The sequence below is a fragment of the Shinella sp. genome (assembly GCF_035998705.1).
Lineage (GTDB): Bacteria > Pseudomonadota > Alphaproteobacteria > Rhizobiales > Rhizobiaceae > Shinella.
In genome coordinates, this window is record NZ_DASYHH010000027.1 from 582,068 (window position 1) to 594,451 (window position 12,384).

The window sequence follows — 12,384 nt, forward strand, 5'->3', positions numbered from 1 at the left end:
GGTTGATTTTTCGCCAGCGTCCTCAAGCCGACAAGGGCGACAGGACCGACGCCTTCCGCGCACGCGAGGCGCGCAGATCATCGTTCGCTGCGGCACTGCCGCAACGTCCGGTTCGTCGATGCTCCGTCTGACTCCTCCCTTGGGTCAGCCTTGCTGTTCAGGCAACTTCATCGATGAAGCAAGCCTGCTCAATCGATGAAGCAAGAATTGCCACCAATCATCATTGGTGTCAAGGTGGCTCTCGAAACGGAGAGGAAATGTGAAGCGGACGACGCAGACGAAAAGGACGACCATCTATGATCTGGCAGAGCTGGCGGGCACCTCGGCCAGCGCCGTCAGCGCCGTTTTGAACGGCAACTGGAAGAAGCGCCGCATTAGCGTGAAGCTCGCCGAAAAGATCACCAAGCTCGCCGAGGAACAGGGCTACGCGCTCAACATGCAGGCGAGCGTGCTGCGCCGCGAGCGGTCGAAAATCATCGGCATGATCGTGCCGAAATACGACAACCGCTATTTCGGCTCGATCGTCGAACAGTTCGAGGCGCTGGCCCGCGAACGCGGCCTGTTTCCGATCATCACCTGCACGATGCGCGACCCGGCTCTGGAGCTGGAAGCCGCGCGCACCATGCTGTCCTACCAGGTCGACTGCCTGATCGCGACCGGCGCCACGGATCCGGACCGCGTCATGGAACTGTGCGCTGCCGCCGGCGTGCGCACCATCAATCTCGACCTGCCCGGCGCGCGCGCGCCCTCGGTCATCTCCGACAATTACGGCGGCGCGCTGGCGCTGACGCGCCGGGTGCTTGCCAATTGCGAGAAGGAATATGGCGAGAAGACCCCTCTCCTCTTCGTCGGCGGCCGCGGCACCGACCACAACACGGTGGAGCGCGTGCGCGGTTTTCGCGATGCCCATGCGGAGGCCGGCGTCGCGTTCGACGAAACGCTCGTGCAAGCGGTCGGATATGCCCCCGAAAAGGCGGAAAACGCCATGCGGCAACTCGCCGAGCGCATGAGCCCGCTGCCGCGCGGCATGTTCGTCAACTCGACGATTTCGCTGGAAGGCGTCATGCGCTGGATCCGCCGCTCCGGCCACTATGCCGACCGCGTGCCGCAACTCGGCTGCTTCGACTGGGACCCCTTCGTCGCCATGCTCGGCGATCATATCGAGATGGTGCGCCAGGACGTGCCGAAAATGCTGGAAGCGGTCTTCGGAATCATCGATTCAGGGGCGACGGAGCTGACCGTCGTGCAGATTCCGCCGATCGTCGAGAAGATGGGCTGACCTTTAGAGTGTGTCAGGGAAAAGCGGGAACCGGTTTTCCCGAAAAGACAAACGAAAACAAAAGAAACCAGAGTATGTCCGGTTCAGTCTGAACCGGACATACTCTAGTTGCCAGCCGCTGCCGTCGCACGCACCACCTCGAAACCCGGTCGTTTTGCGGTCTCGGTTTCGCTGTCGGCAACGACGTCGAACGCGGCCTTCAGCAGGTCCTGCGTATACTGCTCCTGCGGCACCGAGAAAATGCGCTCCGCGGGTCCGCGTTCGACGACCTTGCCCGATTTCATCACGATGATCTCGTCGCAGAGCGCCTTCACCACCTTCAGGTCGTGGCTGATGAAGAGATAGGCGAGGTCGTGTTTCTTCTGGAGATCGCGCAGCAGGTCGATGATCTGGGTCTGGATCGACATGTCGAGCGCCGAGGTCGGCTCGTCCAGCACGACGAAGCTCGGCTTCAGGATCATCGCCCGGGCGATCGCGATGCGCTGGCGCTGGCCGCCGGAGAATTCGTGCGGGAAACGGTGGCGGACGGCGGGGTCGAGACCCACCTCGTCGAGGATCGCCGCGATCATGGCGTCGCGCTCGGCCTCCGAGCTCCCGATACCATGGATCCTCAGGCCTTCGCCGATGATGTTCGCGACCGATTTGCGCGGGCTCAGCGAGCCGTAGGGGTCCTGAAAGACGATCTGGACTTCCCGCCGCAGCGCCCGCAATTCCTCGCGGGATAGGCCCTGCACGTCCCTGCCCCGATAAAGGATGGAGCCCTGCGAATTGACGAGGCGCAGGATGGCGTTGCCGAGCGTCGACTTGCCGGAGCCGCTCTCGCCGACGACACCGACGGTCTGCCCGCGCCGCACCGTCACGTCGATGCCGTCCACCGCCTTCACATGGTCGACGACACGGCGCAGGAACCCGCCCCGGATCGCGAACCAGACCTTCATGTCGCGCGCTTCCAGCACGACCGGCGCGTTGGGACCGGGCTTTACGGGGCTTCCCTTCGGCTCGGAATCGAGCAGGTGTCTGGTATAGGCATGCCGGGGCGCATCGAAGATCTGCGCCGTCCTGCCGGCCTCGACGATCACCCCCTTGTTCATCACGCAGATCCGGTCCGCCATCTTGCGCACCACGCCGAGATCGTGGGTGATGAGGAGCAGCGCCATGCCGAAGCGCTTCTGGAGGTCTTTCAGGAGCTTGAGGATCTGCGCCTGCACGGTGACGTCGAGTGCTGTGGTCGGCTCGTCGGCGATCAGCAGGTCGGGCTCGTTGGCGAGCGCCATGGCGATCATCACGCGCTGGCGCTGGCCGCCCGAAAGCTCGTGCGGATAGGCGTTGAGCCGCTTTTCCGGCTGCGGCAGGCCGACGAGATGCATCAGTTCGAGGATGCGCTTGCGCGCCGCCTCGCCGCGCAATCCCTTGTGCAGCGCCAGCACCTCGCCTATCTGCTTTTCCAGCGTCTGAAGCGGGTTGAGCGAGGTCATCGGTTCCTGGAAGACCATGGCGATCTTGTTGCCGCGCAACCGCTCCAGGTCGCTTTCCGCCGCACCGATGATGTCGCGACCGGCAAAGCGGATGGTGCCGGCGATCCTGCTCTTCACCGCATAGGGCAGCAATTGCAGGATCGACAGCGCCGTGATCGACTTGCCCGAGCCGGATTCGCCGACCAGCGCCAGCGTCTCGCCCTTTTTCAGGCTGAACGACACGTCCTTCACGGCCGAAACCTCGCCGTCGATCGTGATGAAATCGACGCTCAGGCCGTGGATGACGAGCAGATCGTCAGTACCCTTTTCAGGTGCCATTGTTTTAAACCTCTTTGTCCAGCTTCCACCAATCACTGGCGATGGGCAACCAGAATGGCGTCCGTTGCGGCGTCCAGCTTGGCGCTCGCCGTCGCTATGCGGGCATTTTCAGCGCGGTGCCAGCCAAGACCGCTGGCAAGCCTGCCGCGCGCGACCTCGACCATGCGGTCGATCTCGCTGGGCGCAACGCTGCCGACCGTCATGCGGGTCTTCACGAAAATATCGGGATCGAGCGCCGTGCGCAGCATTGTCTCGTCCATGCCGAGCCTTCGCCCGAGGGTCTCCTCTGCCGCACGATCGAGAAGCTGCGCGGTAACGGTCTCCGGCGTGATCTTCTCCGCAAGCGCTATCCGCACGAGTCTCGCGACGGCGTGGTGGACCTGGCGGAAGGAAAGGCCGGTCTCGCGCACGATGACATCGGCTAGGTTGCTTGCCGTGCACCAGCTGCCGTCGAGGGCGGCGCGCATGCGCTTCTCGTGCACGATCAGCGTCTCGATGATGCCGGTGAAGAGATCGAGCACGCCCTCCACCGTATCGAAGGCGTCGTCGATGAGCGGCAGGTCGCGCACCGCCTGGTCACCGGTGCCTTCCGCGCGGAAGGTGGCGAGCGCCGTGGCAAGCCAGGTGATGGCGCCGCCCGCCGCCTTCTTCACGGTTTCGAGGCCGGCGGGATTCTTCTTCTGCGGGAAGATGCTGCTCGTGCCGCAATAGGCATCGTCCGATTCGACGAAACCGAATTCCGTGCTCGACCAGATGTGCAGGTCGGTCGCAAGGTCGTTCAGCGTCGACATGACGAAGGAAAGGGCGGCGATCGCCTCGGCGGCGTAGAAGGCCTCGCGGCCGAGCTTCGAATTGTCGATGAGGCCGCCGAAGCCCAGAAGCTCCGTCGTGCGCCGGCGGTCGAGCGGCCAGGACGTGCCGGAAAGGCCGACCGCGCCGAGCGGATTGAGGTTCACCCGGGCATAGGCTTCGACCAGCCGGTCGAAATCATCATCGAGCCGGCTGACGATGCTGAGCAGATAGTGCCCGAAGACCCAGGGCTGCGCCTGCTGCATATGGGTGTAGCCCGGCATGATGGCATGCGAATGAAGGGCCGCCTTGTCGATGAGCGCCGCGCGAAACCCGTTCATCCGGTCGAGCACGGCGAGAAGCCGGTTGCGCTTGTAGAGCCGGCGCACGGTCGCTCCCTGGTCGATGCGGCTGCGCCCGGTATGCATCTGGCCGCCGACATCCTCGCTCATGCGCGCGAAGAGGAAGGATTCGATCTGCAGCAGAAAACTGCCTTTCATCGGATCCATCGGGAAGGTCTCCGGGTCCATGCCGCGGATCTCGACAAGACCCTCAAGGATAAGGCCGGCCACCGCGGGCGGCAGGATGCCCTGTTCGGCGAGCATCACCGTATGGGCCCTGTCGACCGCGTTGAACTCGCGGAACTGGCGCTTCTCCCGGGCAAGCGCCGGAATGTCGTGGTATTTGATCAGCGCCTGCGAGGGAGGCGTGCCAAGGCGGGCCTCGGTCAGAAGGGTCTCGTGCTCGCCCACCGGCTTGTTCATCGTCATCTCAAATCCAGCATCTGTATTCGGCAAAGGCATGGCTCCGCCGTCGGCGGCCACGACGGCCCCGATTGTTTCTCTTCTGAAACCCGCCGCGGGCCGAAAGCGCGGCGGATCGGTTTAGGTTTTGATGCCGGGCGGCCTATTCTTCCTTGGTAACCTGGTCGAGCCGCACGATCTCGTCGCCGAAGATCTCGAGGCCCTTGATGCCGGGCCCGACCCCGATCAACTGCACCTGGTCGAAGAGCGAAAGCGCGTTCGGCGCCTCGTTCCAGACGATCGCCTGCACGTCGCCATAGGCTTTCATGCGGGCGTCGTAGTTCATCTCGGTCGCCGCCATGTCCATCAGCGCGTCGACCCTGGGATTGTTGTAGCCCGTGAGGTTCGAGCTGTCGGAGGAGTAGAACTTGCGGTGCAGGCGCCAGTCGGCATTGGTGACGCCCGTGCCGAGCAGCCACATGTTCGCTTCGTTCGTCCCCTTGCCGGTTCCGCCTTCCTCGGCCCGGTAGAGCGTCTTCTGGTAGGTCGCCCATTCCCAGACCTTGAACTCGGTCTCAAGCCCGATCGCGTTGAGATAGCTCTGCACGGTCTCCGCCACCTCCTTGTCCTTCATGTAGCGGCCGGCGCTGGTCCAGATGACGACCTTCTCCTTGAAACCGCCGGGGAAGGCTTCCGCGAAGATCGCCTTCGCCTTGTCGGGGTCGTAGGCATAGGCGGCCTGCTGGACACGACCCTGCACGCCTTCCGGGAATATGCCTTCCGGCACCTTGCCGTAGCCGCCGAGGATCTTGTCGATGATTGCCTGGCGATCGATGGCTTGGTTGATGGCGAGGCGCAGGCGCGGATCGTTGAAGGGCGGCTTCGTCGTGTTGAGTTCGAAGAAGATCTGAAACGAGCTCGGCGCCTCGACAAGCGTCGCACCGTCGCCCTGTTTCAGCTCGCCCGCCGATTCCGGCGCGATGTTGAGCGCGATATCCGCATTGCCGGTCTGAAGCTCGATCAGCCGTGCGCCCGCTTCCGGAACCGGCCGGAAGGTCATGGTCTCGACCTTGCCGGGCGTGCCGAAATAGTCGGGGTTGCGCGTCAGCGTCAGGCTCTGGCCCGGGATCCATTCCGAAAACACATAGGGGCCGGTGCCCACGGGCTTGCGGGAATAGGCCCGGCCGGCGCCCTTGACGGCCGTCGGGCTGTTCATCGACGAATATTCGTCGGCCAGCGTCTCGAGCAGGATCGGCGACGGCTCCTTCGTCTCGATTTCCACCGTCAGCGGATCGACCACGGTCACCCTGGAAATGCCGGTGAACAGCGACCGGTTGGGCGAGCCGAGTGCGGGATCGAGAATGCGCTCGATGTTGAACTTCACCGCTTCCGCATCGAAGGGCGTGCCGTCGTGGAATTTCACGTCCTTACGCAGATTGAAGGTCCACTTCAGGCCGTCCTCGCTCCTCGTCCAGGATTCCGCCAGGTCCGGCACGAGTTCGGTGAGCTTGGTGTCTTTCCAGCGCACGAGTGTCGAGAAGATATTGTTGAAGACGAGCTGCGACGGCGTCGAGCGCGAAACCGCGGGATCGAGCGTATCGACGTCGGCGCCCTGGACGATGCGCAATTCGAGGCCCTGCTGGGCTGCGGCACCGATCGGCAGCGCAACGGAGGCGAAGAGCGCGAGCGCCAGCTTGATATGGGTTCGGCGTGTCATGGAGAATGGATTGGACATGGTTCCCTCTTTTCTTGGTTTGATATGCGGTTGGTCTCAGAGCGCCTTCTTCGAGCGCGGATCGATGTAGTCGCGCAGCGCATCGCCCACGAGGTTGAAGCTCAGGATCACCAGGAAGAGCGCAAGGCCGGGCACGAGGATCACGTGCGGATGGCTCGTGATATGCGCCCGCGAGGCGGCGATCATCGCGCCCCATTCCGGCGTCGGCGGCTGTGGCCCGAGGCCGAGGAAGCTCAGCCCCGCCCCGATCAGGATCGCTTCGGCGAGCGACAGCGTGCCCTGGATGATGACCAGCGACATGGTGTTCGGCAGGATGTGCGAGAAGAGAATGCTCGAATCCTTCGCGCCGAGCGCCTTGGCCGCCGTCGTGAACTGGCGGCGCTTCAGCGCCAGCACCGGGCCGCGGAAGAGCCGCACATTCGCCGGCACCGTGGAAATGCCGATGGCGAGGATGAGGCTGACGACGCCGGAGCCGAAGATCGTCACGATGATGATCGCGAAGAGCGTACGCGGAAAGGCGATCATGAAGTCCATCAGCCGCATGACGGTGCTGGAGAGCCAGTTCTCGTAGTAGCCGCACAGCGCGCCGACGACGACGCCGACCACCATGGCGATCGCAACACTGACGACGCCGACGACGAGCGTGATGCGGGCGCCCCAGACCAGGCGGGCGACCATGTCGCGACCGAGTTCGTCGGTGCCGAGCGGATAGGCCATCGAGAGCGGCAGCAGGGCCTTGTCGAGCACCACGCGGGTCGTCGTCTCCCAGTCGTAGAGGAGCGGTGCGGCGAGTGCGGCGGCGACGAAGACGACCATGACGGCGGCGGCGGCGAGCACCGTGTAGTTCCTGCGGCGGATGAGGTAGCCGAGGAAACCCTGACGCCGCCTGGGGTCAGGAGTAGACGATGCGAGGGTCAAGGGCGCCATAGATAACATCCACCAGCAGATTGATGACGACAACGGAGGCGGCGAAGACGAGGATGGTCCCCTGCACGACATAGATGTCGCGGACCATGATCGCATCGACCATGTAGCGGCCCATGCCGGGCCAGGCGAAAACCTTCTCGACGATCACCGCGCCGCCGAGCAGGCGGCCGAAATCCAGCCCCAGCATCGTGACGAGCGGGATCGAGGCATTGCGCAGCGCATGGCGATAGGTGAGCTTGCGCCAGGAGAGGCCCTTGGCGCGCGCCGTGCGGATGAAGTCTTCGGAAAAGACATCGAGCATGCTGGAGCGCGTCAGCCTTGCGAAACTCGCCACATAGGGCAGGCCGAGCGTAAGGCTGGGCAGGACGAGATGGGCAAAACTCCCCCGCCCCGTCGGCGGCAACCAGTTGAGCATCGACGCGAAGACCAGCATCAGGACGAGGCCGAGGAAAAAGCCCGGCATCGAGATGCCCAGCACCGCAAGGCTCGTGACCAGCCGGTCCGCCGTGCCGCGCGGATGGAGCGCGGAATAGATACCGATCGGCACGCCGAGAACGACCGCGATCAGCATGCCCGCCACGGCGAGTTCGAGCGTTGCCGGAAAAGTCCGGGCGATGCCTTCCGTCACCGGTGCGAGTGTCTGGAAGGATTCTCCAAGATCACCGCGAATAATCTTTTCCAGATAGATGCCGTACTGAACGACAATCGGCTTGTCGAGGCCATGATTGACGCGGATTTGCTCGATGTCGGCCTCGCTCGCATCCGGTCCGGCAGCCATTCGTGCAGGATCACCTGGAATGAGATGCAGAACGAGAAATACAGCGACCGATACTCCCAGCAGCATCGGTATCAGCATCAGAAGGCGTCTGATTATATAGTTCGCCATACTCGGCGCCCCTTCTCTTATTTTTCAGCTTGATGACAGTTTTATTGAGAGCGCCCGTCTGTTCAACTGCAGGAGTCCTACTGCCTCCATAACAAAATGTTATGCGGATAGGATGAAATGCCACGGCAAGCTCTTGTATTCGCTTCGCTTATCGCTGCTTCGCGCCGGCCGGGCTGTCGCCGGGATTCCCGCCTATGCCGCGTCGCCGGCAGACGAATTCGCGGCATGAATCTGCCTGAACAACACCCGTGTGATGCGGACGAACTCGTTGCTCAATCTGGAGTTATGATGATGGCTCGGCGTGACGGCCAGGATGTCGAAAGTCAGGGCCGGCCGGAAAGGCCGCATGACGAAGCGGTCGCTCGCGAAGGCGGTTGCGGAGAAAGGATCGACAACCGAGACGCCCAGCCTCGACGTCACGAAGGCGACGACGCTTGCCGCGAGCGAGGTTTCGAGAATCTCGTGCCGGCGAACGCCGGCGGCCTCGAAGGTCCGGTCCACCTTCAGGCGGAAAGGACTGTTCTTGCCAAGCGAAATGAAGGGCAGGTCGCGCAAATCCTCCGGCACGATGACCGGCTTCCTGGCGATCTCATAGTCGGCGGGAATGACGCAGACCGCCTCGACGGGCGGCATGGGGCTCAGGTCGACGCCCGGAAATTCCCCGCCCACCTGCGCAAAGCCGATGTCGAAATGGCGGCCGGCGACGAGTTCGAGGATCGACAGGGAATTCAGGCTTTCGAGCGTCACGTCGACGGCCGGCCGGTCCGCATGGAATTGCCGGATGGCCTCCGTCATGCAGCTCAGGGAAAGCGAGCCGATCGCCGCGATGCGCAGCGACCCGGATCGGGTCTGGCGCAGATTGGCCGCGATCTTCTCGATCCGGTCGAAGCCGGCGAAGAAGCGGTCGACCTCGGCAAAGAGGATCGTTCCCTCCTGGGTCGGTATCAGCCGGTTGCCATCGCGCCGGAACAAGCGGAATTCGAGATCGGCTTCGAGGTCCTTGATCAGGCGGCTCACCGCCGGCTGGGTGATGCGCAGCAACTCGGCCGCGACCGTCATGCTCCCGGTCATCATCACGACCCGGAATGCTTCGATCTGCCTTGGATTGAGATGCATCGACGCTTTCCCTGGTCACGCAAGCCGCGGGCGAATCCTATTGCCAAGCCCGATGGATACCAACAACTTTGGGCATTGTCGCGGCGAGCGGCAAGCTCATTATCGGGGCAAAGGACCGCTCGCAAGAGATGCAACCGGCCTTTTATTTATGCAAAGAAAACAATTGACTACAAAGCGGCCGTATTCTAGCTTTTTCTTCGAAAACGGCAGAAACTGCCACGGCAAACGAGCCCCGATACCGCAGGTCCTGCGGTGCGGGGTTTTTTTGTTTCGGGCACTCCGCTGATCTCATGCGTCGAGGCGCAAGCGTGGACGGGAACCGGGCAATGAAGCCATGGGACATGCCGATGAACGCGGAATGGAGCGGGCAGCCGCTGCCGAGCGGACGGTCGCGATGAAGCGCGAGACCGTGCCGGTTTCCATCCTCTATTCGACGACCGGAGCCTATGCGGCCGTCGGCCGGGAAGCCGTTGCCGGCGCCTTTGCGGCCATATCCGAGATCAATGCGGATGCCGCCTTCTCCTTCCGCATCGAGCCGAAGATCGACGACCCGGCCGGGCGGGCGGAGCGCTATACGCTGCTTTCCGAGGCGGCGATCCGCCAGCACGGCTGTCGCCATGTCATCGGCACGATCACCTCGTGGAGCCGCAAGGACGTGCTGCCGGCAATCGAGCGCCATGGCGCGCTTCTCTGGTATGCCTTTCCCTATGAGGGCTACGAGGCGAGCGACAGCGCCATCTATCTCGGCGCCTGTCCCAACCAGCATCTGCTGCCGCTGTTCGACCATGTCCTGCCGCGCTATGGGCGCCGCCCCTTCATTGTCGGCTCGAACTACATCTGGGGTTGGGAAATCAGCCGCATTGCCCGTGAGATGACCGAAGCGGTCGGCGGCCAGGTGGTGTCCGAGCGCTTCGTTCCGCTCGGTTCCGTCGAGGTCGATCACCTGATTGCGGAAATCGCGCAGAAGAAGCCTGACTTCATCCTGAGCAACCTGGTCGGTGAATCGGCCACGGCCTTCCTTGCCGCCTATGACCGGCTGCGCGACGGAGATCCGTCCGCCGCGCCGGTGGTCGCCTGCAACCTTTGTGAGATCGAGCTTGGCGGCCTCACATCTTCGGCCTCTGCCGGGCACATTTCGGCATCGCCCTATTTCAATCGGCTGGACACCACCGAAAACCGGGATTTCAAGGCGCGCATGGCGCCGCGTCACGGCAGCGACCACCGGCTGACGACGCCTTTCGTGGCCGCCTATATGAGCGTCTCGATCCTTGCCCAGGCCATGCAGGATGCGGCGACCGACGCGCCGGACGCGATCCGCCGCGTCGTCACCTCCCGGCTGTTCGACACGCCGCTCGGCCCCATCGCCATCAATCCGCGCACCCACCATGCGGCGCTACGCCCGCACCTGGCGATCTCGAATGCGGACGGCGAATTCGAGATTTTCCACAGCGCCGCAAACCCGGTCGAGGCCGATCCCTATCTGGTGCATTCGCTCAGCCAGCCGCTTGCCGCCGACGGGGCGGACGCCGTCGGCGGAACACCAGCCGACAACATCTTGAAGGTGATCAAATGAGCCGCGCAGACCGCCCTGCCTTGGCGACATGGCGCGCCGTCATCCTGCACCGGGAGCACCCCTCCGTGGATGCCCTGAAACGGCAGCTCGAACTGCTGCACATCCGCGTCAACGTCGTCTGGCCGCAGATCGACGGGGCGGATGCGGCAAGCGATATCGTCTTTTTCGATGCGGATATGGGCCATGACGGCCAGTTCCCCTGGCCGCCCGGTTTTGCGCCCATGCCGATGATCGCGCTCATCGGCTCCGAGGCGCCCGGCCGCATCGAATGGGCGCTGGCGCAGGGCTCCAATGCCCATCTGCTCAAGCCCATCGGCTCCACCGGCGCCTATAGCGCGCTGCTGATCGCCACCCATGCCTACCAGATCGCCCGCAACCAGGCCGACGACATCCGCGCCCTTGAAGACAGGCTGCGCCAGCGGCCGATCGTCGTGCGGGCGATCCTTCGGCTGTTGCAGCAGGATGGGCTCGACGAGGCCGGCGCGTGGAAGCGCCTGCGCAAGATCGCCATGGATTGGGGCATGACCATCGAAGAGACGGCAGACGCCATCTGCCGCGACGACCGGCGCACGAAAAGCGGCGCCTGAAGGACAAGGGAGAAGGAGCATGACGCGTGTCGATCACTGAAGGCTACGCCCCGTACGGGGACTACAAGACCTGGTACCGCATCACGGGGGATCTGACCTCCGGCAAGCCGCCGCTCATCGTCGCCCATGGCGGACCGGGCTGCACGCATGACTATGTCGACAGTTTCAAGGACATAGCCGCGACCGGCCGCGCCGTCATCCACTACGACCAGGTGGGCAACGGCAAGTCGACCCACCTGCCGGAAAAGGGTGGTGACTTCTGGACGGTCGATTTCTTCCGGACCGAGCTGCACAACCTGATCGACCATCTCGGCATCCGCGATGCCTATTGCCTGCTCGGCCAGTCCTGGGGCGGCATGCTGGGGGCCGAGTTCGCCCGGGAGCGCCCCGCGGGCCTGAAGGCGCTCGTCATCGCCAACTCGCCGGCCGCCATGACGACTTGGGTCTCGGAAGCCAACCGCTTGCGCGACGCCTTGCCGCCGGAGGTTCAGGCGACGCTGCTTCGCCACGAACAGGCCGAAACCACCGACAGCGCCGAGTACATGGAGGCGACGGAGGTCTTCAACCAGCGCCATGTCTGCCGCGTCGTGCCCATGCCGCCGGAGGTCAAGCGCACCTTCGATGCCATTGCCGACGACCCGACCGTCTACCACACGATGAACGGCCCGAACGAATTCCACGTCATCGGCACGATGAAGGATTGGTCGATCGTCGGCCGGCTTGCGACCATCGAAGCCCCGACGCTGCTGATCTCCGGCCGCTTCGACGAGGCGACGGAGGCCTGCGTCCAGCCCTATGCGGACGAGATCCCGGACGTGCGCTGGCGCATCTTCGAACAGTCGAGCCACATGCCGCATGTCGAGGAGCGCGAGGCCTGCATGGCCGAAGTCGCCGGCTTCCTCGACGAAAAGGCACCCTGACCATTCCAGAAGAAGAAACCGCGCGCCCCAAGGGCG

General features: G+C 63.8%; 10 protein-coding genes. 4 read left to right on the forward strand and 6 right to left on the reverse strand.

Features of this window, described 5'->3' with window-relative positions; all coding sequences use genetic code 11:
• The first annotated feature begins 259 nt into the window (after positions 1 to 259).
• Positions 260 to 1,279, forward strand: a complete 1,020-nt coding sequence (locus VGN93_RS25885; RefSeq protein WP_327509841.1) for a LacI family DNA-binding transcriptional regulator — start codon at positions 260 to 262, stop codon at positions 1,277 to 1,279.
• Between the two features lie 104 nt (positions 1,280 to 1,383).
• Here VGN93_RS25885 and VGN93_RS25890 read toward each other — a convergent pair whose 3' ends face one another.
• The 6 genes from VGN93_RS25890 to VGN93_RS25915 all read right to left on the reverse strand — a co-directional run bounded on the left by VGN93_RS25890 (position 1,384) and on the right by VGN93_RS25915 (position 9,268).
• On the reverse strand, positions 1,384 to 3,072 hold the full coding sequence (locus VGN93_RS25890; protein WP_327509842.1) for an ABC transporter ATP-binding protein: 1,689 nt from the start codon (positions 3,070 to 3,072) through the stop codon (positions 1,384 to 1,386).
• Positions 3,073 to 3,104: 32 nt separating this feature from the next.
• Entirely contained in the window at positions 3,105 to 4,631 is a 1,527-nt protein-coding gene (gene argH, locus VGN93_RS25895; protein ID WP_327509843.1) for an argininosuccinate lyase, read from the reverse strand.
• Between the two features lie 136 nt (positions 4,632 to 4,767).
• Positions 4,768 to 6,339 carry an ABC transporter substrate-binding protein gene (locus VGN93_RS25900; protein ID WP_327509844.1) on the reverse strand — a complete coding sequence of 524 codons (1,572 nt, stop codon included), beginning with the start codon at positions 6,337 to 6,339 and terminating at the stop codon, positions 4,768 to 4,770.
• Positions 6,340 to 6,375: 36 nt separating this feature from the next.
• Positions 6,376 to 7,266, reverse strand: coding sequence for an ABC transporter permease (locus tag VGN93_RS25905; RefSeq protein ID WP_327509845.1), 891 nt, complete (start codon positions 7,264 to 7,266; stop codon positions 6,376 to 6,378).
• On the reverse strand, positions 7,232 to 8,152 hold the full coding sequence (locus VGN93_RS25910; RefSeq protein WP_319312445.1) for an ABC transporter permease: 921 nt from the start codon (positions 8,150 to 8,152) through the stop codon (positions 7,232 to 7,234). Before VGN93_RS25910 ends, VGN93_RS25905 begins: the two co-directional genes overlap by 35 nt.
• A gap of 192 nt (positions 8,153 to 8,344) precedes the next feature.
• A complete protein-coding gene (locus VGN93_RS25915) occupies positions 8,345 to 9,268 on the reverse strand; it encodes a LysR substrate-binding domain-containing protein (RefSeq protein ID WP_319312442.1) in 924 nt (307 codons plus the stop codon).
• Positions 9,269 to 9,602: 334 nt separating this feature from the next.
• Between VGN93_RS25915 and VGN93_RS25920 the strand changes: the two genes are divergently transcribed.
• The 3 genes from VGN93_RS25920 to VGN93_RS25930 are packed head-to-tail and all read left to right on the forward strand — an operon-like array spanning position 9,603 to position 12,348.
• Entirely contained in the window at positions 9,603 to 10,841 is a 1,239-nt protein-coding gene (locus VGN93_RS25920; protein ID WP_327509847.1) for a transporter substrate-binding protein, read from the forward strand.
• Entirely contained in the window at positions 10,838 to 11,428 is a 591-nt protein-coding gene (locus VGN93_RS25925) for an ANTAR domain-containing response regulator (RefSeq protein ID WP_327509848.1), read from the forward strand. The genes VGN93_RS25920 and VGN93_RS25925 overlap by 4 nt, the downstream gene beginning before the upstream one ends.
• A gap of 26 nt (positions 11,429 to 11,454) precedes the next feature.
• On the forward strand, positions 11,455 to 12,348 hold the full coding sequence (locus VGN93_RS25930) for a proline iminopeptidase-family hydrolase (RefSeq protein WP_327509850.1): 894 nt from the start codon (positions 11,455 to 11,457) through the stop codon (positions 12,346 to 12,348).
• Positions 12,349 to 12,384 lie beyond the last annotated feature (36 nt).